This window comes from Terriglobus sp., assembly GCF_965201105.1.
Classification (GTDB): Bacteria; Acidobacteriota; Terriglobia; order Terriglobales; family Acidobacteriaceae; genus Terriglobus.
The window spans coordinates 2021743-2044065 of record NZ_OZ241741.1 but is presented as its reverse complement, the minus strand read 5'-3'; the positions used below and the strand labels follow the sequence as shown (position 1 = coordinate 2044065).

Sequence of the window (22323 nt, the reverse complement as noted above, 5' to 3'; positions counted from 1 at the left end):
TGGTTTCAGGCGTTCGACGGCGCGCTGTACCCGATCGAAGGGGCGTTGCGGTACTCCGTTTCTGCATCTGCAAGCAGCCGCTTCAGTTCTCCTTCCGCGACCACCTTGCCGTCGAATAGGTGCACCTGGCGGTCGGCATGCGCTGCGAACCGAGGGTCGTGGGTGACCATGCAGATGGTCGCGCCTTCGCTATGCAGATCGGCCAGCAGGCGCATCACGGCTTCACCGTTCTTCGAGTCAAGATTGCCGGTCGGCTCGTCCGCCAGCAGGATGCTTGGCGACCCCGCAAGCGCGCGCGCCACGGCCACGCGCTGTTGCTGACCGCCGCTGAGCTGGGCAGGGTAGTGGCGCAGCCGATGCGCCATGTTCACGCGCTCCAGCGCCTGCACGACCCGCTGTTTGCGATCAGCCGCGGCCATGCCGCTGCGATAGGTCAGCGGCAACTCCACGTTTTCATACACAGTCAGGTCGCCGATCAAATTGAAGCTCTGGAAGATGAATCCGATCTCCTGGTTGCGGATGCGCGAACGCTCCGCGAAGTTCAGGCCGGCGACCTCCTTGCCGTTCAGCGTGTAGGTGCCCTCAGACGGCGTGTCAAGCAGGCCCAGGATCGACAGCAGCGTGGATTTGCCGCAGCCCGACGGCCCGCTCATCGCCACATACTCGCCGCGCGCAATGCTCAGATGCACGCCGCTGAGCGCGTGTGTTTCGATTTCGTCGGTGTAGAAGACCTTTGTCAGGCCGCTGATGTGGATTAAATTCTCGGCTGCGTTTGCGTTCATCACTGATTCTCCGCTGACGTAATGACCTGTTGATTTGCTGCGTCTCTTACTGCTCGACCCGGATCCGGTCATTGCTGTCCCACTTGCTCATGTCGCTCAGGATGACGGTGTCGCCCTGCTGCAAACCGCCTATCACCTGGATCGAGTTGACCGACGCGCGACCCACCTGCACCTGCACACGCTGGGCCGATTTGCCGTCGGGCGAAAGTTTGAACAGGCTGATTGTGCTGTTCTCGTTGCCCTGGGCAGGCCGGCCCACGTAAAGCACGTTGTTAAGCCGGTCCAGATCGATGGTGCCGTCGACGCTTAGGTCAGGTCTCGCTCCCTGCGGCAATGCTCCATCTAACGCAACATCGACGGTCACGGTTCCGTTCTGCACGGCGGGGTCGATGCGCGTGACGCGTCCAGCAATCACGCCATTGTGGGTATCGATAGCCGCGGGCTGATTCAGCTGAATATCGCGCGCCTGTGTTTCGGCTATCTTTAGCGACGCTTTCAGTTGGTCTGGCTGTACCACTTTCGCCAGCGTCGTTCCTACGGTCACATGTTCGCCCACCTGATGCGGCAGGTCGACCAGTACGCCCTCTATCCCGGCGCGCACACTTAGGGCGTCCTGCTGTTTCTGCTTTAGAGCGAGCAAGGCTTGTGCCTGCTCTACCTTTGCTTGTTGCACGGCAACCTGGGTTCGGATCGTCTGCTGATTCAGCTGCAGACGCTTGCCTTCGATGTCGTTGCGCACGCCAAGTTCGTCCGCTTTGCCGCGGCTTTCGTTGTACTTCAGGCCGCTGATCACACCCAGCTCCAACAGGCTCTTATCCGTTTGTGCCTGCAGTTGCGCCTGTTTCTGATCTTGGCTTACGGTCGCAGCGCCCGCACGTTGTGTCATCAGGTCGCTTTCGGCCTTGGCGCGTGTGTTCTGCAGGTCGGCCTTCGCGGCTTGAAGTTGAAGCTGAGCGTCCATCAACTGCTGCTGGGTTGCAGGGTCAACCAGGTCCATAACTACGGTGTCCGGGTGAACCATCGCGCCAGGGAGCACACGAATGCGGACAACAGTCGCATCGGTCTCTGCCGGGATGAGGCGGATGCGGTCCTCGCGCGGAACCAGTGAGCCGGGACCGCGCACCTGGCGCAGCAGCGTGCCGCGCTTCACAGCGTCGGTGAACAGCGGGCCATCCACGGTGGGCACCGCTGGCTTGAGCCGCACGATAAAGAAGGCGACCGCGCCAAGCAAGACTGCAGCTACCGTGCCAAACACGATGCTGCGACGTTGCCGCTTGCGCCTCAGATCAGGACGAGCAATATCCATGCAACGACAACAGTTGCACGCGCCCTTCCAAACGGTTTTGGCAAGAATCCTGCGGATTCAGCAGCATTCACGACGGAGCGGTCGCAGCGACGGTGTTCAGTTCCGCGCAGGCTGTCCGCTTGTGAACACCTTGGTGGTGCCGATGGAGCACAATCTGAACGCGCCGGGTTCAGTCGCGGTTCGGCACAAGGCCGATGGCCTTCTGCATCGGCGGGATCTCGGGGCTGGACATGAAGCTCTTCCAGACAAGACCGGTCCGGCCATTTTCAATCATCACGACCTGCGGTGCCTGGTTCAGACCCATGTTCGTGCTGCTGTACCAATTGTCGGTTTGGTTGAATGCATCGCGAAAGCCGTAAATGCTCCACAGATTCCTGCCCAGATCGCGGTACCAATGCTTGATCGCAAGCAGCGACTCGTGTGACGTGTAGCAGTAGGAACTGACTGCGCCCGTGGGAGCGATGGTTCCGTCGTCTTCTTCAAACGGCTTGTACTCGTGATACGAATCATTCGGACCATCGACCGCTGTCAGGCCCCAGCTATTCGCGCCATAGCCTTGGAAGTGACCGGGGTTGTTTACCGCGTAGGCCTGGTTCATCAGGGCTTCATTGCGATTGTTGCGGAAATAATTTGTGTACTTGTCGCGAACACCGCGTGGGTCGTACCCCATGTAGCTGTATTGGGTAAAGAACAGGGGACCGGGTGTGCCAGGCAAATAGCCCTGCTCAAGAGGAATGCCGAAGTAGGTGTGCTTGATGCCGTACTCGCCGTGCGCGTCTTTTCCTTCGCGCTCGTAGCCAGTCTGGTACGTGGACGCGGGTACCGGGTGTGTCGGCGAGGCGATCGCAAGCAGATAGGTAATCATCACTTCATTCCAGCCCTGCAAGCGGTTTGCAATGTGAAACGCATAATTCGGCGACCAATGCCACCACAGTGCGTCGTGCAACGGTGTCGCCCGGAACCAATCCCAATCCACGCCGCGCCACAACCGGTTGACCGTGTCACGGACCTCCCGCTCTTGCGGATTGTCGCCGTTAAAGTACTGCCGCGCCGTGAGCAGGCCTTGCATCATGAATGAGGTTTCCACAAGGTCCGCGCCGTCATCGTATATGCCGAACAACGAGACCGTTTTGCCGGTGCGGCCATCCAGAAAATGCGGCCACGCACCGTGGTACTTGTCAGCGCGATCCAGGAAGTTGGCAATGCGCAGCATGCGTTTGGCGCCCTGCTCGCGCGTGATAAAGCCACGGTCGACGGCGACGACCAAAGCCATTACCCCGAAGCCGCTGGCGCCCATGGCGACCAGGTGGTCCGGACCGGGTTGCGACTCCAGCGCCATGCCGCTGTTTGGCTCCGCACCATCCCAGTAGTAACGAAAGCTGGCCCGCTGCACCATGGTCAGCAGATCGTCGTCCGTCATGGTGTGCGTCGACGCTGTTGTCGCCGGCGTAGGCGCGGACTCGCGCATCTGCGCATCGCGTGCCGACACCCGGTAGCTGGCCTGCATGTCGGGCGCGCCCAGCCAATCGGTGAACCGGTGCACGCCGTAACGCTGAACGCCCACCTGCCGGTAGGGTCCGCCGTGCTCTGAACGGGACACGACATACTCCGTCGTTAGCGCATCGTTGGGCGCCTGCCATTCCAGATCTACGTGCCGTTCGTAACCGATTGCAGTAAGCGCTTGCGGTGCTGACGGGACGCCCTGCATAGCGATACCGCTGTCGATTCGGATCTCATCGACGTAGAGCGTGTGCGGCTTGCCATCGGCGCCGTTCTGGCTGAAGAGCACACCATTCAGCCCTGAAGGATCGAATGGTCGAAGCGATGCGGAGGCCAGCTTCGTCGTGTCCACCGCAATGCGTGTCCAGCGTCGTGCCGGCACGTCCACGGTAAACCCGCTCAGTGGGGCCGCCGTAGTGTGGCCGCCGCCGCGACTGGTTACGGCAAAACGCGGCAGGTCTGCGGCATGGATTGCATTCGGAGACCACACCCAGAACGAAACGATGGTGCCTTGCCAGCGCAGCTCTCCGTTGCGCCACTGTATCGGATCGATACTCACGTCCCACCCACCGTTCGGTGCAGAAGTCCACGACACTTCCAGCGCATTCGGACCGCTTTTGAACTCCCTTGTCTCAAGCGGCAAGCGATCGTGGACCAGTTTCACCGTGCTCGGGGCAGAGATGTTGCCGCGACTGTATGAATAGTAATCAGACGCGGGACTGCCGGCAAAAATAGTGTGCTGCGCGAAACGATCAAACGCCTCTGTCTGCGCCCGCATGATGCTGCATGCGCAACCGCCGCCAATTACCAGGCAAGCTGCCCAACGCTTTCGTATGCCGAGCATGCACTTCTCCTAGCGTCTCTGTAATGTCACGATAACCAGACCGTATGCCGGCACTGTCAATCGCATGTGGCCATTCTGCAGTGCGGAGCTCTCGGGAGCGGAAAGCGCGGCGGCGTCCTTGAGCGTCTTGATCTGTTCACGCGTAAGCGAGCCCGACGGTCTGCCCATGCGGTCAAACGCGGCGAGTGCATTCCCGTGCGTTGGATCCACGCGCCACACCTGCACCGCGGCATCCTTTGCCACGTGCTCCAACTGAACGTCATAGGTACGGTCTGGACCTGCAGGCGCGGTCGACGCAGTGTAGGTCGCGCCTTCGCCACCCGGCGGCGCATAGTTCCACAGCGCCAACGTCAGTGTGCCGTCGGAACTCGTCGTTGCAAGCGCGTTGTCTGACTTGACCGCAATGCGCTGGGTGCCGAGCTTGTGCAACAGCGTGAAAGCATGAAACGACGGCTTAGGAATATCGTCGGCCGCGATAATGCCGAAGCCGCCATAGAATGGCGTCCGCACCACGCCTTGTTCTTCAAAAACATCGCTGAAGGACCAATACGCCAGGTTTTGCACAATACCATCGCACTGGCGAATCGTGTTCGCGAGCCACGGCCCCATGTAAGGCGAGTCGGTTACGTTCGGCTCATTGGCGTAACTTGCACCGTACTCTGAAAAGATCAGCGGCAGGTGCGGCATGGGCGAAGCGGTAATCTGATCGTGTACCTTCTTCACCGACCGATAAATCATGGTGCTACGCGGGATCGACTCATTCGTGCCGAACACGTCCTTTGCCGTGTCGTTCGCGTACACGTGCGTGGAGACGAAGTCGACCGGCACGTTGTTGTCATGAACGTGACGAATGAAATCAGGAACCCACGCGGCTTGTGCCGTTGCCGGACCGCCCACGCGCAGACGAGGCGACACGGTTTTCAGCGCGCGAGCCGTGTGGTCGTAAAGCTGCCAGTAAGTCGCCTGCTTTGGATCGCCACCCCAGAAATCCAGGTTGGGCTCGTTCCAGACCTCAAAGTTCCAGTGGGCGACCTCGTCCAAGCCGTAACGGTCGACCAGGTGCTGCCCGAAGGCGGTGATCATGGCATCCCACTTGGCGTAGTCCTGCGGCGGCGAGACACTCGGCCGATAGAAGAACGACTGCGTGATGTTAGGATCAGCGGCTAACTTGCGCGGCATAAAGCTGAGCTCGATGTAAGGCCGAACGCCCCGGTCCAACAGGCCGTCGTAGATCTGGTCGACATAACTGAAGTTATAAACAGACGCATCATTCGCCTTTTGCGCTTCCAGCCCAGGGTTCCGCGTCATGCGGTCCGGGTCATACAGCCCGATCTCGTCCATCAGAATGCCATGAAAGCGAATCGAATCGAAGTTTGTCGCATCCTTGACCTGCTTCAAATCCTGCCGATAACTCTCGCGTAACGAGAGAATCGCTCGCCCCGACCCAAACGTCTGCTCCCAAAAATGTGGAAAGGGCGTCGTTCTCGCGGACGCATCGACGGTGATGCGTTCTTCCGCCGCCGCTTGCTGCTGCGCATGCATCTGTGCGCCACTCGACAGCAGCACAGCCATCGCAAGTAAGTTCAAACCGGATTGCCAGGTCTTCATGATCTTAGTTCCTAGGAGATGTGTGCTGTCTTATAGCCAGCGCTGCTGAAAGTCGTTTACCTCAAAGCGAAGGGAGAGTGCCGGGCCGCACACTCTCCCTTTCCGTTGAGCGAAACGCGCTAGAAGCTGATGCGCGCCTGTAGCTGCACCTGGCGGCCTGCGAGGCCGGCCTGCGAGATGCCGAAGTGGCCGCTATCGATGTTGCTGTCGACGTTAGGGCTTGGGTTTGTCTGGTTTAAGACATTGAAGGTATCGACGCGAAACTCAAAGCCGGTGCGCTCACCCAGGTAGCGGTTGGGAAGGCCAAATGACTTGGTGACGGTCGCGTCCAGAGAGGAATAGCGTGGGCCGACCTGGCTATTTCGTCCCACACCTGGAATTGGGTAGAAGTTAGGCAAGTTTGGGAAGGTGGACGGACGGAGTTGTGCCGACGTATACGCGTTAAAGTACGTGCGACCGCCGCGCGAGAAGTTTGGCGACAGGCCCGAGCCGATGTAGGCACGGTTACTGCGATCACCACCCGCGCCGCCCAGGTATGCAGTCGGCCTTAGCGTGCCGTAGCCGCTGCCTACGTAGAACGCGTCTGTGTTGTAGTTCACCGTCGGTGTCCACGGAAACCCGGAGTGCAGGTTGTAAATGCCGCTAATGTTGAATCCGTTCAGCGCGACCTTCGCGAACCGGTTGGCGCCGTAGTAGAACTTCGGCGTATACAGGCCGTAAATCTTCAAGGCGTTATTTACATTGAAGTCAGATCGTGCACGCAAGTAGATCGGGTTGTAGCTATATGGGTCCATTGTGTATGGGCCGGAATTATCATCCATGCTCTTGGACCAAACGTAGCTCGCGTCCAGACTAAAATTGTGACTCATGTTGTGCTTCAGATCCACAATCAGAGCGTTGTAATTGGACTGCCCGTTGTCACCGAAGTTCTCGATGTAATTGGTCTGCGGGTTGAATGCGTAGCCCAGGTAGGCACCGCGGGTGTACAGGTCTTCGTGATAGACCAGGTGACGCGCCGTGCTGCCCTGGTATGTCGCGGAGGCAACGATCTGATGGCCCAGATCGCCCTGCACTTCCATCGAATAGTGATGTACCTGCTGCGTTTTCGTGTGGTAAGGAACCGTGGTGAGGCGCAGACCGGTCGAGGTCGGTAGACCGTTAGCGCCATAGTTGGTGACCGTGTTGCTGTTTGCCGCAAATCCGAAAATTTGCGACAAATCCGAAGGCAAGTTATACTGCACCCGCGAATCGGCCGCCAGCGGCGTTCCCACAAAGTTGGGGGTAACGGCATCGTTCGGGTTGTTGGATTGATTCGCGGTCAGCGCGATTTCAAACTGGTTATAGTTCAGACCGTAGCCACCGCGCAACACGAATCGCTTGTTGAACAGGTCCGGGTTATAGGCAAATCCAAGCTGTGGACCGAAATTGCCTTTCTGCGGAACCCATGAGTTGCCGCCGCGCACAAGCTGCAGACCAGTAAAGGTGTTGACGCCTGACCCCAGCACCACATGCGGCAGATTGTTCTGCTTGGAGTACAGCGAATCGAAGTAGTTGTAGCGAACACCGATATTAAACGTCAGGTTTTGGGTGGCTTTCCAGTCGTCCTGGACGAAGGCACCGGTAATCCACTCACGCATGTCGTAGCGATTGCTGAACGGCACGCCAGTAAAGCGACTGAACTGCCCCGATTCTGAGTAAGGCGCGTCGTTCAAGAAGGTCCAGATGTTCGAGAATGTGAACGTCGGACGCGCGGCATACAAAGCATCCTGCAGGTAATGCAGTTGTGTCGCATCACCACCAAACTTGATCGTGTGCGTGCGAATAATCTTCGTCGCTACATCCTTGTAACCAAAAGTCCACTGGTTTAGGTGGCTCGGTCCTGGCGTTCCGAACTGCTGAAAATTGCTGCCGCCCGGCGCGTTAATGGCGGTCTGAGTAAGACCGAACGGCACCTGCGGGTTGTCCGTGAGTTCGTTCCAGCGCCAGCCAGCCGCATTCACGCGTGCTTCGTTCAGGAAGCTGGGCGAAAAGGTGCGGTTGTAAATCAGCGACAAAGCTTCATTGATCTGATTGTGGTGATACGTGTTGTACGCGCGCGACGCTCCGTTGATTGAGTTCTGCGACTGCGGCTGCCAATAAATGGCAAAGGCCAGGTGGTCTTTCTGCGTGACATCGGCGTCCATGCGGCCGTTGTATTGCGTTTGGGTCGCGCTAAACGGGCTGGCAGTCTGGTAGGTGATCAGATCGGCCACGCCATCTAGGCCACCGCCGATACCCGGCTGTGTGTTGGACACATATGAGGGGTCCAGCGTACCGCGTGCGGTACGGAGCGGCGAGCCGACGTCCACGCCACCGCTGACCGTGTGGCAGTAGGGGCCCTCGGCGATACCGATCGAAGCACAGGTGGTTGTGAGCGGGGTTGCGCCGATGATATTGCGTCCGGTGATAGTGTTGTACCGATTCGAGATGTAGCCGGAAGGCGCGGCGTTCTCAAATGCCGTGGTCGTGTACGTTCCATTCGTGGTCGTATCCGTGCTGTTGCGGATCGTCTCATACGCGAAAAATGCGAAGATGCGATTTTTCAGGATCGGTCCGCCGATGCTGCCGCCAATGTCGTTATAGCGGGCGGTGTCGCGCACCAGGCCGTGAGCTACGGCGCGGTTCACGTTGTTGTTCGCCACACCGGCGCCCAAGGTGAATGGCAAAGCAGAATTTGGCCCGTTGTAGCGATTAAAGGCGTTCAGGCCAGGCCGCGTGACTCGGAAGAAGGCACTGCCATGCACCTGATTGGTGCCGCTCTTTGTCGTCACTTGCAGGTTCGCGCCGCTGAACCGGCCGAACTCGGCGTCATACCCGTTACTCGTGATCTTCAGGTTGTCCACCGAATCCGCGTTAGGCGTGATTACGGTCGTGCCACCCCAGACCGCGGAAGTAGTGTTAATGCCATCGATGCTGATGCCGTTCGTCTCATACTGCCCGCCATTGGCAATCGCCTGTGGGCCGTTCTCCGTGGCGAAGATGCCCGACGAATTGGACGAGCCGCCCGGTCCCTGCTGACCGGGAAGGTTGTTGGTGCTGCCGTTGCCACTGCGCTGGGCGTCGCCGAAGGAGCCGGGGGCGAGCTGCGCAAGCTGGAAAATGTCGTGGCCAGCCGTGGGCAGATGCTGGATCTGCTCTGCCGTGATGGTGCCCGAGATTGAAGCCGTTGCGGTTTCCAAAGGAGACACGGCATCCGCATTTACTTCCACGGTTGTGTTGGTCGCGTTCACCGACAACTCGACGTTGATGTTGTTCGCCTGCTCAGGAGTGATGGTCAGGTTGTTGATCGTCTTAGTCGAAAACCCGGCCATCGTTGCGCTGAGCGTAAAGCTGTCCGGCGGCAACGCGTTGAAGTTGTACACGCCGGACCCATTGCTGGTGGACGTCAACGTCTTTCCAGTCTGGTTGTCGAGCAAGGTGACCTGCGCGCCGGGGACGATGGCGCCGGTTGGGTCCGTGACGGTGCCGGTGATGGAAGCGCGGAACTGGGCGTGGGCTGCCGGGGCGAAGGCAACGACTGCGGCGGAGGCCAGCAGCGCGGCCCGGCCTGAGGTGAGGAGGCCCTTTTTCGTGAAAGGGCGATAGGGGACGAACATGTACAGCCTCCGAAGGGTTCATGCAAAGGTTTGCGCTGCGGTCAGCATCTCCGCGCAAACCTTTGCATAGGAACATCGCAGACTATCGCTCTTCCGGTTCATCGCTGTCAAGCTGGTGCCGGCAACTCTGCTCTAATAGAGCCAACCCCGCACTCATGACCAGGTCAGCCCCCGAAACCGGACTCGCTACGAACGGCAGAAACACCACAGTTTCCCTTCGGACCTTGTCCGAGCACCTGGGCCTTTCCATGGCGTCGATCTCGCGCGTGCTCAACGGCTCGCCCGCGGCCCAGGCCATTCCCAAGGCCACGCAGGCAAGGATTCTGGAAGCCGCCCGCGAATTCAACTACCGGCCTAACCAGCTTGCCCGCTCGTTGCGCAGCGGCCAATCCACCAGTGTCGGCGTGCTGATCCCGGAAATCTCCGAGGGATACGCCGCGGCCGTGCTCGCGGGCATTGAAGAGACGCTTTCCGCCGCCGGTTACGCGATGATGATGATCACGCACCACCATCGTGCCGAGGTATTGGAGCGCTCCGAACGACTGTTCGCCGAGCGCGCCGTGGATGCCGTGATTGCGGTGGACACAGCCTTGCCGCTTTTCGGTCCGATTCCGACCGTTACGGTCTCGTGTCCGGACGCGCACCCGTACGTGACCAACATCGTGCTCGACAACGACAGGGCTGCGGAAATTGCCCTGCAGCACCTCCACGCCCTTGGTCATCGGCGGATCGCGATCATCAAGGGCCAGCCGTTCAGTTCAGAGACGGAAGTCCGCTGGCGAGCGATTGAGCGCGTCGCTGCCTCGCTTGGTCTACCGCTCACGCCCGGCCTGGTCGCGCAAATGGAAGAAGACCTGCCCAGCAGCGAACCGGGTTACCGAGCCGCGTGCCGGCTGTTGAAGCAGGGCGGCGACTTTTCTGCGCTTTTTGCCTTCAATGACGTTTCCGCGATCGGCGCGATTGCAGCTTTGCTCGACGCCGGCCGCTCTGTTCCAGAGGACGTTTCGGTGCTTGGCTTCGACGATATCGCGCTGGCGAGCATTCACCGGCCGGCCTTGACGACAGTCCGGCAGCCGCTGCATCACATGGGCGTCCTTGCCGCCAATGCGGTGCTGGAAATGGTGAACGCCGGTCCAGACTCCAAGCTTTCGGCACAACAGATTGTGGTCGCGCCGGAGCTGGTCATACGCTCCTCAACCCGGGCGTGTCACGGAGCGGAAAGCAGTCCGGCTTGAGCGGCATGCCGAGGCGCAGGGCGTGAGTATCAGTGCGGCCCGACGCCCGCTGGCCCTCTACGTGTTGTTCGGTCTGACAGGTGTGGGTCTTGTGCTGCCCGGCACACTGCTGCCGTTTCTGGCGCGGCGCTGGGGCTGGCAAGACGGCCGTTCGGGACTGCTCTTTTTTTTGTTCTTCGTTGGCACAACGGTTGGAGCCTTCTGCGCGCGCGGCATGCTCGGCCGTATGCTGTTGCTTGCAGGCTTTGCCGTCGCGGCCCCGCTTGCGTGGCTGCCGATACTGCACGGCCCCACGATCTTCGCCGCGGTTGTGCTGAATGGTTTCGGCCTGGGGCTGACGATGACCGCAGTGACGCTGCTGCGTTCGCGGCAGGTGCGGGGCGAACGCGTGACGGAATTGGCTCGACTGAATCTGCTGTGGGCGCTTGGCGCAGCGTGTGCGCCTTTTCTGCTACTGCGGTCGGCAGCATCGGTGGGACTCACGGCGACGCTGCGGAGCTACGCTGCCGTAATTCTGCTCTGCGCGATGGCGGCGGCGCTTCCGCTGTGGAGCGAGGACGTACCGACAGAAGGCACTTGGGCAGCATGGCGGCGCGTGCGCGCCCTGCCTGCGCTATTCGCCATCTCCCTTCCGCTGGCGACCGGCATTGAGGCCGGCGTAGGTGCATGGCTGGTCACTTACGCCTCGCGTGACGGCGCGGCGCATCACGCTGTTATCACGGCGGGCAGCGCTCTGTGGGCTGGCCTGCTGCTGAGCAGGTTGCTGTTCTCCGGTCGGAGGTTTCGCCTGCCCCAAAGCCGTTTCACCGGGGCGGCCTTTGCAGGACTGCTCGTGTGCGGGCTGTTGCTTCTGTTCAGCGGCAACGCGGCACCGGCCATCGTCGCGGGCGCCTTCTGCGCGGGGTTCGGCATCGGTCCCGTCTATCCCCAACTACTCGCCTTGCTGTTGAGCAGCAGCGAGGCCGGGAACGCGGGCTTTCTGCTTGCGGGCGCAGGTTCCGCTCTGCTGCCGCTCCTGATCGGACAAGTTTCGCAACACACGCACTCGCTGCGGCTGGGCCTGCTTGTGCCCCTTTTGGCCTCGGTCGTGCTTCTGCTATCGCTGCTGTACGCCGCGCAAATCGCAGGCAAGCGGTCACGCCTCGGGTAGTAGCATCAGAGTCGGTCGTACTCCATGCCCTTGATCAAATCTCCAACGCAGACCAGCGATGTGCCAGTCGACACGCTTCGCGCAAACGGGAAAGCGGAGGTAAGCGACGATCTGCCCGCCGCACCCGGCGAGCGGGAGATCTGGCCGGAGCCGGCCGAGGGCGGGCTTTGGAGCGTTATCGTCGCGCTTCTGAAGTACCTGACGCAGACAGACGTTCACACGTATGCGTTTTCTGTTGCTGCAAACGTCATCCTCTCGTTATTCCCATTCATCGTCCTGCTGCTGACGCTCTCCAGGCAGGTCTTCCACTCGAATACCATGACGAACGTTGTGGGCCAACTGATGCACAGCTTTCTGCCCACGGGGCAGGACTTCGTGATGCGCAACATGGTCCTGTTGGCACATGCGCGAAAGGGTGAGCAGGTATTTTCTGTCGTCATGCTCGTCATCAGCTCAACCGGCGTCTTTCTGCCGCTTGAGGTGGCGCTGAACAATGTGTGGCGCGCTCCGAAAAATCGCAACTACCTGCACAACCAGGCGGTTTCGCTCGGACTTGCATTCGCGGTGGGTGCCATGGCCATGATCTCGGTCGCGCTCTCGGCGGGGCAGCAGGCGGTGCTTGGCTTCCTGTTCTTCGGCCATACCGATAACCTCGTCTACCAGGTTATCTCGCGCTTTTTTCTGAACGTGCTTGCCGGGGCTGGCAGCATGGCCATGTTCTTCCTGATCTACTGGATCCTTCCCAATCGCAAGATACCGGTTCGCGCCGTGCTGCCCACGGCAATTGTGACCGGGGCTCTCTGGGAGGTGGCGAAACATCTCTACATCGCCGCGCTGCCATGGCTCGATTTTCAAAAAGTCTATGGGCCGTTCTATATTTCCGTGGGCCTCATGATGTGGGCGTTTCTATCGGGGCTCATCCTGCTCGCAGGCGCGCATTTTTCCGCCACCCGGCATGCCTTGCACCTGGTGCGGCAACAGACGGAGCAGCGCTGATGCCGCTGCAGTGGCGGACGCGTCCACGGGCCCAAACGGACCCGCGGTTTCGCGCTCCTGCAGCTGGCACGGGCGCAAGAACAACTGAGCCAATACCCGCATACCTTCGGCCTCTCGCGGTTGCAACAACACTGGTGTTCGCTGCGGCATTGCTGCCTGGATGGGTCGGCGCCGTCATGCAGCCGCTGCGCTGGGCGTTGCTGCTGGCATTCGCCATCGCAGCAGGCGTGTATGCAATTCGTCAGCTCCGCAATGGCCTGCTCTGGCGCCTGCGCAACAAGCTGGTGCTGACCTATTTGCTGATTGGCCTTGCTCCGGTTGCTTTGTTTTTTACGCTCGTGTTTCTCAGCAGCTATGTGGCCTTCGGTCAGTTTGCGGTCCACCTGGTCAGTTCGCGGCTCCAGATGCAGAGCTCGGTGTTGGGCCAGAGCAACATGACACTCGCACGGTATGCCGCGGCTGTAATGGATCATCGGCGTGCCAGCAACGCGACCGACGAACTCAGGCTGCCGGGCTTTGAGGATGCAACTCGTATTGCCGAAAAGTCCGGCCTGCAACTCGCTGTGTTTCAGGATGGCAAGCCCTTGGCAGTCGCCGGGCTCACGGGTCATGCCCGAACTCCACTCTGGCTCTCCGACTGGGTCGCGCAGCACGCCGTTCACGGCATGGACGGCTTTGTGGAAGACGGCGCCGTGATGTACCTCGCCTCCGCGCACTCGGCGCAAACTGCGGACGGTCATTTGATCACTGCCATCTCCAGCGAGCCTCTGGACGACGCGCATCTGGCCTCCGCCTCCGCCGGCATCGGCCGCATGTATTTGCTACCTGGGCTCGTGCCACATCCTGAGCACCGCTTAAGCCGCGCCGAGGAGGAGCATGCTCGCATCGCTGGCGGAATAGCGCCGAGCGCGGCCAACCTGCTGGATTTTCGCGTACGTTTCCTGTCTTCATTGAGTGCGGCCGATTGGGAAACGGGCCAGACATTGGCGGTCCCGATGAACGTCGAGTCGCGGCCTTCCGTCCTGTACGACGAACTCTTCTCCGAGTCGCTCACCGGCCGCAACACAGATCTTGTCCGTATGGCGTTCCTGATTGTTTGCCTTCTTTTTGCGGTACTTGAGGCGTTTGCGCTGTACATGGCGCTTCGCCTGAGCCGCACCATCACCGGGTCAGTAGAAGACCTGTACGACGCAACGGTGGCGATCGATCGCGGGGAACTGCAGCACCGCATCGCGGTCAAGCAGGACGATCAACTTGCGGACCTGTCACGCTCCTTCAATCGCATGAGCTGGTCGCTGGGCCGCCTGATCGAGCAGCAAAAAGAAAAGGAGCGCATGGAAAGCGAGCTCTCCATCGCGCAGGAGGTTCAGGCCAACCTCTTTCCTTTGCTGCGCACGGCACCCATGGACGAGCTGGAATTGCATGGCATTTGCCGCCCGGCACGCACCGTCTCAGGGGACTACTATGACTTCCTCACGTTTGATCGCAAGGTCGGCAGCAACGGCCACGCACGGCGTGAGGTCACCGGCCTTGGCGTCGCGCTTGGCGACATCAGCGGCAAGGGCATTTCCGCTGCACTGCTCATGGCTACGCTGCACTCCGCGGTGCGTGCCTACCGTTTCGCGAGTGAAGAATTGCAGGCTCCAGAGGCGCAGCATGCAACCCATGGTGAATCGCAGGAATGCAGTGAGCTCTTCGTCTCGCCGGGCCGCGTTTTGGCATTGCTCAACAAGCACCTGTACCGCTCCACGACACCCGAAAAATACGCCACGCTGTTTCTGGCGCACTACGATCGGCCAACGGCGCGGCTTACCTATTCCAATGCAGGGCAGCTGCCGCCGTTCGTTTTACGTACGGACGGCTCGCTGGAACGGCTGGATCGCGGCGGTACCGTAGTCGGTCTGATGGACAACATGAGCTACGACGAGGACTCTGTCCAGATGAATCCGGGCGACATTCTGATTGCCTACTCCGACGGGGTCACCGAGCCGGAGAATGACTTTGGCGAGTTCGGCGAGGATCGCCTGATCGCCGTCGTACGCCAGTTTCGCGACGAGCCGCTGGAAGTGATCAGCGGTGAGGTGATGCGTGCGCTGGATGCGTGGATCGGCGAGAGCGAGCAGCCGGACGACATCACGCTGGTGCTCGCGCGCCAACGCTAGCTCGCACGCCAAGGTTCGCTACGGCTTGGCGGTAAACGCCTTTACCACGATGGCATTCGGCTTGGCCCCGGCAGGCAGCAGCGTAAACAAAGTGGGTCCATTGCGGTCTCGCGTCCGGATCACGGCAACGTCGCCGCTCCGCGCGTCGCCCGCAAGCAACAGGTGCTCGTCCGCGCTCATCGCCAGCACATCCGGCCCGGCCCCCGTGCGTACGCTGCCGGTAATGCGGCCATCGTCGATGGAATAGGCGCTGAGTGATTCGCCGCCGAAGTTCGCAATCCAGAGCGTGCTGTTATCGCTCGCGACTAAGCCACGCGAAGGCTGCATGCCGATGCGATACGTGCCCCCGACCTCGTTCGTCCAGGTGGAAATCTCGCTGATCGTGCCGGAATCGAAATTGGAAGCAAAGATCTCACCACCGTCCGGTTTGACCGCAAGCTGGACCGGCGTCTTGCCCACGCGAAGCCTTGCGAGCACGTGATCAGCGATCAACTCGCCGTCCTGCCGTGCGGCCCAGCTGTCCGCCGGCTGCGCCAGCGAAACGCCCAGCACGGCGTCGTCACCGGAGCACGCGATGAATGCCTTGGTCGAAACCTGCGTGTGGTCGAGCGGAATGATCGCGATATCGGTCGCGCCGGTGCAGCCGTCGAACGTGGCTCGTAACTGCGGCGCGTCCGCGTCTGTCACGTTGTACAGAGAGACGCTTCCGGCCTTTCGGTTTGACACCACCAGTGTCCGCCCGTCCGGGGAAATCTTCGCCAGCCCCGGTTCTTCCCCGGTGCCGACCGTCGTCAGTTCGCGGTGGTTCACCAGGTCGACTACGCTCACCGTATTCGACCCGGCGTTCGCCACGTAACCACGTCGCCCCTGTGTGTCCACGCTGATCTGGTACGGCCGTTCATGCAGCGGCACGGTAGCCGTTACGGCGTTACGGGTCGCATCGATCACACTCAGGCTCCCGTCCCGGCCGGCAGCACCAGTGTTGACTACATAAACTTCGTTGCGTGTCGGGCTGGTGGCGGCGCCTGTCGGATTCGCACCGACCTGCAGCACGCGGTCCTGCCGCATCTGCACCAGGTCCAGCACACTCACCGTGCCGTTACCGCCGCTGGTCACATACGCATACTCGCGGTAGTTCGCGGGTTGATCCGGAAACCGGAAATGCCGGCAACCCGACATGGCGACCAGCGATAGCAGGGAAGCGGATGCCGCAATGCGTCTATGCATCGCGGCTGTCTGATTGAATCGCATCCGAGTTTGCGCGGCTCCAGCGACGTGCCAGGAAAGCCACATACCCGGCCTGCGCCAGTGCCATAACGGCGTACGCAATGTGCAGAAATCGTATGCTCTCCGCAGAGTACTCCACTACACGGCCTCGCTTTCCAGCAAGGTGTGCAGGCGATAGTCCGCGACCTGTTGCTCGCGCCGCAGGATCGCATACCGCCCCCACACCAGCACCGCACCCCAAACAAAGAATGCAAGCGTATTCCAGCCCAGAACTGCCTTCATCGCCGGATCCAGGAAGCCATCGCCGGTCAGCACCGGCGCAGGATGCTGCGTGCGCCACCAGCGGATCGACATGAAGACGATCGGAACGTTGATGCCGGCGAATACGCTAAGCACCGCAGCCAGCGTCTTGCTGCTCTCTTCCGCGGAGAAACGGCGAACCAGAAGGTAGCTGACATACAACAGCCACAGCAGCAGCGTGCTGGTCGTGCGCGCGTCCCAGGCCCACCAGATGCCCCAGGCCGGGCGAGCCCACAGTGGGGCCGCAGCCAAACCCGCTCCGATGAAAACCGTCGTGACCTCAGCCGCGGCGACGGCCAGCGCGTCCGTTTGCAGCGCCAAGCGGCGATTGCGCGAACGCAGATACAGGTACGCCAGTGAAGCAAGCATGTTCACGTAGGGAACCACCTCCCCCACGATGAACAAGGGTACATGCCAGTAAAAAATCCGCTGCACTGGGCCCATGGTGGCCTCGGTTGGCGCCACGTACCAAGCTTGGTAAAAACCAAACCCGAGTAGCGCGATTGCGACTGCGGTGCAGAGATAGAAGATGCGCTTCATGCTTCAGTCCTAGTATCGCGCATCACCCGCGCGGGTGACTCCTCCGTTTGCACGATGTTCGCACCGCGGCGGCCCTATTCCGCGTGAAGCACCGGCGCAAACAGCAGCAGCGCCACCGTCGTAAACGCGACGTCGTACCCGACGAGCAGGCGAACCCAGAGCATGGGATCGAACTCGCCCGTAATAATCGACGTCGTCGCATTCACCATAGCCAGCAACGCCGGAATCGACATGGGAAAGAGCACCATGGGCAGCAGAAGGTCACGGTTGCGCCCGCGCAGACTCAGCGCCGCGAAAAACGTCCCGTTCAGTACCAGCGCCCAGGTTCCCAGCGGCAGCACGGCCCCGAGCAGCCGCCAGTTCCCCAGCGTGTGCAGGTTGTAGAACAGAATGAACACCGGCACCAGTACCAGCTCCACCGCCGTAACAAACAGAAAGTTTGCCAGCGCTTTGCCAAGAAACAAAGCCGAGGGCGGTGCCGGCGACAGTCGATGTGCGTCTAGTACCTGATTGCGCTGCTCGCGGGTCCATGAGCCGTTCAAAGACGTGGTTGCTGCGAACAATAATCCTAGCCAACCGACGCCACCGGAGATCTGCCGCGCCAGCGTCGGGTTCGATGTGGGATCGAAGGCGAGCGAGAACACAACCGCGATCAGCAACGTGAAAAACAGCATCCCCATCAGCGTGTCGCGGCTGCGCCACTCTAGGCGCAGTTCCTTATGCAGATGCAGCCAGACGAGCGAACCGTAGTGCCGCAAATCGTTCATGCCTGCGGAGACCCAGGCGCGGTCTTCACCAGATCGGCGACCGTCGCGTCGGTGGAGCGCAGGTAATCCGCAGGCGTTAGCAGGATCTGCATGCCGCGTACTCCGGCCGAAACGCTTATGGTTTCGTGCAGCACCATCATCTCGTCCGCGTACACCGCAAAATCGCGTTTTGCGGCCAGGGCAGTGCAGCCCCCGCGAATGTACCCGGTCAGCGGCTCCAGCTCCTTCAAGGGCGCAAGTTCAGCCTTCTTCTGCCCAGCAGCCAGGGCAAGCTTTTTCAGATCGAGTTCAGCATCGCCCGCAATCACCGCAAACACGTACTCGCCGGACGAAGTGCGGCAAAGCAGCGTTTTATAGACCTGCTCTACCGGCATGCCGATCTTCGCCGCGACGCTCGGTGCCGCTAAGTCGTTCAGGTCGACCGTATACTCCTGCGTGCGGTACGGAATGCCAAGCTGGTCCAGCACGCGGCAGGCGTTTGTCTTCACGCGGCGGACGCCTCAACCTTAGCGGACGACGCCTCGATTGCCCCAGTCACGGGCGAGTGATCTTCTGTAACGATGCTGCCGTGGCGCAGATACATGGTCGTGTCCGCAACATCGCGCACCAACTCATGCTGATGTGTCGTCACAATCACGGTGCGCGCACCCTGCGCGTTTCCTGTCAGCGGCCAGGTCAGAAAATCCTGCAGAAGTACAACCAGCTCGCGTGCGCCGTTCACGTCCATGTTGGAAAAAGGTTCGTCAAGCAGCAACAACTCGGGGTCGGCCAGGATCGCCGCAGCCAGCGAAGCCCGCTGCCGCATTCCCTGCGAAAGCTGGCTCACGGAACGCTTCAAGTGCGGGTCGAGGCCGACCGCCCGCAGCGCCATTTCCGGCGAGGCGTGACACAGCGAACAGGCATCCGCCGAGCAGTGCAGACGCGCGAAGTAGCGCAGGTTCTCCATCGGGGTCAGCTCGTCATAAAGCATGGCCGCATGGCTCATGTACGCGATGCGGTGACGGTTCTGCGCCGGCGTTCCACCCAGCACGCGCACCACTCCGGCTGTCGGCGTAACAAGCCCTGCAGCCATGCGCAGCAGTGTGGATTTTCCGGCCCCATTCTCACCCAGCAGCGTGTGCATGCCGCCCACGGCAAAGCTGCAGGTCACGCGGCGCAATGCGGCAAAGTTCCCATACAGGCGCGATACGTCGACCAGTTCCACAGCGGGCTGCATCGCAGCTATCGTACCGCGCAAATGCTTCAAACCAGCAGGAAAGCTAATGCGAAACGACCGTCGCCGTAGGTGCGATCAGAGCCTTCTGCTGCCCGGGTTGCGCCGGAGCATACTTCGAGGCGCACTTGGCCTGCAACTGGTTGGCTTGGAACACGCCATCGCGGCCCAGGTGACCCATTGCGAGCGCCTGTGCGTCGTCCTTGAACGTGTCGGGCGGCGGCTCCGTTCCGTTGTACTGCACGGGCAATTCCTTGCCGAGCTCGAGCAGCACAAAGTCGGCATGGGTGCCTGCGCGGTGAATCGACCCGGGCTTTACGTTTCCGGCTACGCGCAGGTTGCGTGTGTACGCCTTGTTGCCAAGCTTCTGCATCTCGCCGATGGTCACGTAATAACTCTTCGCATCGCTCGCGCCGCTGATCGCCAGCCACAGCACAACGCCGACAATAATCACCGTCGCGGCAATCACCTTGATGGAGCCCTTCGACTGCATACCTTGAGCCTAGCAGGGCAGCCGTGACACCCGCCTCCACCCGCAGAAGGAGAAAGGTGCTGCGGCGTATACTCAACCGGAGCGCGAGGCAAAGGGAGAACAGGCAAAAATGGGCGCATTTACGGCGACAAGCGACAATGGAACGAACGGCAGCAACGGCCACAGCCACGCCACGGGCAACGGGTATGCCGTGCCGCAGCCACGCGCCGGGTGGATCGTGAAGCGCCGCGAAGAGGCCGCACGTACTGGTGACGCCAACATGAGCCAAACGCATTTCGCGCGCAAGGGCCTCGTCACGGAAGAGATGGCCTTCGTTGCTCACAAAGAGAAGTTGGACGCCGACTTTGTCCGGTCTGAAATTGCGCGCGGCACCATGATTATCCCGGCCAACATCATGCATCCTGAGCTCGAGCCTATGGCCATCGGCGTTGGTTCACTGTGCAAGATCAACGCCAACATCGGCAATTCCGCAATTACCAGCAACGTGGACGAGGAGCTGCGCAAGCTTCACACCGCGGTGCACCACGGCGCGGACACCGTCATGGACCTTTCCACGGGCGGCGACATCCCCATGATTCGTGAGGCGATTCTGCGCCATTCGCCGGTTCCCATCGGCACCGTGCCGCTGTACGAGGCGCTCAGCCGCGTCAAGCGCGTGGAAGACCTGAACATTGACCTATACTTGGAAGTCATCGAAGAGCAGGCGCAGCAGGGCGTCGACTATTTCACGATTCACGCCGGCGTCCTGGTCCAATATGTGCCCATGGTCTCCAAGCGCATCACCGGTATCGTTTCGCGCGGCGGCGCCATCATGGCTCAGTGGATGACGGCGAACCATAAGCAGAACTTCCTGTACGAACACTTCGACCGCATCACGAAGATCATGGCGAAGTACGACGTGAGCTATTCACTCGGTGATGGTCTCCGCCCCGGCTGTGTCGCCGATGCCAGTGACGAGGCGCAATTTGCCGAGTTGAAGACACTCGGCGAACTCACGCGTCAGGCGTGGAAAGACGACGTGCAGGTCATGATCGAGGGGCCCGGCCACGTGCCGATGGACAAGATTAAGGAGCAGGTCGACAAAGAAATGGAGCTCTGTGACGGCGCTCCGTTCTACGTTCTGGGCCCGCTCGTCACCGACATCGCACCCGGCTACGACCACATCACCTCCGCCATCGGCGCGGCCATGATCGGCTGGCACGGTGCGGCGATGCTCTGCTACGTGACACCGAAAGAGCACCTGGGGCTGCCGAACGAGAAAGATGTCAAAGACGGCATCATCGCTTACAAAATCGCGGCGCACGCGGCCGACATCGCGCGCCACCGTCCTGGCGCACGCGACCGTGACGATGCGATTAGCCATGCCCGCTACACCTTCGATTGGGACAAGCAGTTTGCGCTGTCGCTCGATCCAGACACGGCGCGTGGCATGCACGACGAAACGCTTCCCGACGACTACTACAAGGAAGCGGCTTTCTGCAGCATGTGCGGCCCGAAGTTCTGCTCCATGAACTGGTCCAGCAAGGTCGACAAGTACAACGAGGAAGTTCACGGTCTGCGCAAGCCGGACCTGACCCAGATCATGACGGAGCAGATGGCGCTCCGGTAAGGGCGATGCATCTACACACCACTCGAACCACGCAAGGCCGCCTATCAGGCGGCCTTGCTTATTGGCCGAAGACTTGTGAAGGGCGCGGCCAAGCGTCAGCAGTTTCCTAAACGGCTAGCACCGGCTCCGTGCAGAACCGGCAGCGCGTGGCTGCGAGCGGAATGTCACTGAGGCACTGCGGGCAGGCGCGGGTCGATGGCGGCGCGGGTGGCTCAAAGCGCGCCAGCAGGTACTTCATCGGAACCACGATCAGGAAGTAAATGGCCGCGGCGTTCAGCAGAAAGTTGATCAGCGCATTCAGAAATTTGCCAACATGGATCTCACCCGGCGCAACATAGTTCGCCGGCAGCGGCGAAGGTGGCGCCACCTTATGCAGCACGGGCACGTGGACCACCAACGACGAGAAGTCGGGTGCACCCACCAGGGCCGCAATCAGCGGCGTAATTACGTCTGCGGTCAACGAAGCGGTGATGGCCCCGAATGCGGCACCAATAATCACTGCAACCGCAAGATCGACCACGTTGCCGCGCAAAATGAAATCGCGAAATCCCTTCAGCATGCTGTTCTCCGATAGAAGCTGGCCGGTACGCAACGAGGGTACAGGTCAAAGCCACAGCGGGTACAGCAGAAAAAACAGGATCATGCAGATCGCCATCAAGTCGGTGTAAAGGCACAGCACCACGCCGCCGTGGTACCAGTTCCACTGCTTCTGCATGCAGCGCGTGGTGTCGGCCGTGCCCGCAACGGCAAACAGCAACGGCACCAACAGCCAGGGCGTCGCAAAGTTATTTGGAAAGTGCGACAGCCGAAACGCAAACACGGTACTGATCAGCACAACCAGCATGCCGCGCAACACAGACCGGTAGCGCAGGTCGAAAAATCGGCGCAGATGTGCGTGCAACGGAAGCGGGGGCGGAACAGGTTTGCGACTGGGCCGTACCGGACCACGATACGGA

General features: G+C 60.7%; 18 protein-coding genes. 5 read left to right on the top strand and 13 right to left on the bottom strand.

Annotated elements, in window-relative coordinates; all coding sequences use genetic code 11:
- Positions 1-5 precede the first annotated feature (5 nt).
- From ACOFKT_RS08910 to ACOFKT_RS08890, 5 genes are all read right to left on the bottom strand, one after another.
- Positions 6-782: an ABC transporter ATP-binding protein gene (locus ACOFKT_RS08910; RefSeq protein WP_419807046.1), complete on the bottom strand. Its 777-nt coding sequence runs from the start codon at positions 780-782 to the stop codon at positions 6-8.
- Between the two features lie 46 nt (positions 783-828).
- Positions 829-2088, bottom strand: a complete 1260-nt coding sequence (locus ACOFKT_RS08905; protein ID WP_419807045.1) for an efflux RND transporter periplasmic adaptor subunit — start codon at positions 2086-2088, stop codon at positions 829-831.
- A gap of 169 nt (positions 2089-2257) precedes the next feature.
- On the bottom strand, positions 2258-4366 hold the full coding sequence (locus tag ACOFKT_RS08900) for a glucoamylase family protein (RefSeq protein WP_419807044.1): 2109 nt from the start codon (positions 4364-4366) through the stop codon (positions 2258-2260).
- A gap of 75 nt (positions 4367-4441) precedes the next feature.
- A complete protein-coding gene (locus tag ACOFKT_RS08895; RefSeq protein ID WP_419807043.1) occupies positions 4442-6040 on the bottom strand; it encodes a GH39 family glycosyl hydrolase in 1599 nt (532 codons plus the stop codon).
- A gap of 119 nt (positions 6041-6159) precedes the next feature.
- The gene (locus ACOFKT_RS08890) at positions 6160-9675 is read right to left on the bottom strand and encodes a carboxypeptidase regulatory-like domain-containing protein (protein ID WP_419807042.1); all 3516 of its coding nucleotides are present in this window, start codon (positions 9673-9675) and stop codon (positions 6160-6162) included.
- A gap of 224 nt (positions 9676-9899) precedes the next feature.
- Between ACOFKT_RS08890 and ACOFKT_RS08885 the strand changes: the two genes are divergently transcribed.
- The 4 genes from ACOFKT_RS08885 to ACOFKT_RS08870 all read left to right on the top strand — a co-directional run bounded on the left by ACOFKT_RS08885 (position 9900) and on the right by ACOFKT_RS08870 (position 15218).
- Positions 9900-10910 carry a LacI family DNA-binding transcriptional regulator gene (locus tag ACOFKT_RS08885; protein WP_419807041.1) on the top strand — a complete coding sequence of 337 codons (1011 nt, stop codon included), beginning with the start codon at positions 9900-9902 and terminating at the stop codon, positions 10908-10910.
- Positions 10911-10932: 22 nt separating this feature from the next.
- Positions 10933-12060 (top strand): MFS transporter, encoded by a 1128-nt coding sequence (locus tag ACOFKT_RS08880; RefSeq protein ID WP_419807040.1) that lies wholly within the window; start codon positions 10933-10935, stop codon positions 12058-12060.
- Between the two features lie 24 nt (positions 12061-12084).
- Positions 12085-13056, top strand: coding sequence for a YihY/virulence factor BrkB family protein (locus tag ACOFKT_RS08875; RefSeq protein WP_419807039.1), 972 nt, complete (start codon positions 12085-12087; stop codon positions 13054-13056).
- A 134-nt stretch (positions 13057-13190) separates the two neighbouring features.
- Complete coding sequence (locus tag ACOFKT_RS08870; protein ID WP_419807038.1) at positions 13191-15218, top strand: PP2C family protein-serine/threonine phosphatase; 2028 nt, start codon at positions 13191-13193, stop codon at positions 15216-15218.
- 18 nt (positions 15219-15236) lie between these two features.
- On the opposite strand, the gene ACOFKT_RS08865 is transcribed toward ACOFKT_RS08870, so the two are convergent.
- The 6 genes from ACOFKT_RS08865 to ACOFKT_RS08840 form a co-directional block, all read right to left on the bottom strand.
- On the bottom strand, positions 15237-16445 hold the full coding sequence (locus ACOFKT_RS08865) for a YncE family protein (protein WP_419807037.1): 1209 nt from the start codon (positions 16443-16445) through the stop codon (positions 15237-15239).
- Between the two features lie 138 nt (positions 16446-16583).
- Positions 16584-17285, bottom strand: a complete 702-nt coding sequence (ccsA, locus tag ACOFKT_RS08860) for a cytochrome c biogenesis protein CcsA (RefSeq protein WP_419807036.1) — start codon at positions 17283-17285, stop codon at positions 16584-16586.
- Positions 17286-17359: 74 nt separating this feature from the next.
- A complete protein-coding gene (locus ACOFKT_RS08855) occupies positions 17360-18052 on the bottom strand; it encodes a heme exporter protein CcmB (protein ID WP_419807035.1) in 693 nt (230 codons plus the stop codon).
- Positions 18049-18540 carry a Cys-tRNA(Pro) deacylase gene (gene ybaK, locus ACOFKT_RS08850; RefSeq protein ID WP_419807034.1) on the bottom strand — a complete coding sequence of 164 codons (492 nt, stop codon included), beginning with the start codon at positions 18538-18540 and terminating at the stop codon, positions 18049-18051. The genes ACOFKT_RS08855 and ybaK overlap by 4 nt, the downstream gene beginning before the upstream one ends.
- Entirely contained in the window at positions 18537-19268 is a 732-nt protein-coding gene (locus ACOFKT_RS08845; protein WP_419807033.1) for an ABC transporter ATP-binding protein, read from the bottom strand. The genes ybaK and ACOFKT_RS08845 overlap by 4 nt, the downstream gene beginning before the upstream one ends.
- A 43-nt stretch (positions 19269-19311) precedes the next feature.
- Complete coding sequence (locus ACOFKT_RS08840; RefSeq protein WP_419807032.1) at positions 19312-19758, bottom strand: cytochrome c maturation protein CcmE; 447 nt, start codon at positions 19756-19758, stop codon at positions 19312-19314.
- 109 nt (positions 19759-19867) lie between these two features.
- On the opposite strand from ACOFKT_RS08840, the gene thiC reads away from it, so the two are divergent.
- Positions 19868-21367 (top strand): phosphomethylpyrimidine synthase ThiC, encoded by a 1500-nt coding sequence (gene thiC, locus ACOFKT_RS08835; RefSeq protein WP_419807031.1) that lies wholly within the window; start codon positions 19868-19870, stop codon positions 21365-21367.
- Positions 21368-21473: 106 nt separating this feature from the next.
- Here thiC and mscL read toward each other — a convergent pair whose 3' ends face one another.
- On the bottom strand, positions 21474-21926 hold the full coding sequence (gene mscL, locus ACOFKT_RS08830; protein ID WP_419807030.1) for a large conductance mechanosensitive channel protein MscL: 453 nt from the start codon (positions 21924-21926) through the stop codon (positions 21474-21476).
- A 45-nt stretch (positions 21927-21971) separates the two neighbouring features.
- Positions 21972-22268 carry a permease gene (locus ACOFKT_RS08825; protein ID WP_419807029.1) on the bottom strand — a complete coding sequence of 99 codons (297 nt, stop codon included), beginning with the start codon at positions 22266-22268 and terminating at the stop codon, positions 21972-21974.
- Between the last annotated feature and the right edge of the window lie 55 nt (positions 22269-22323).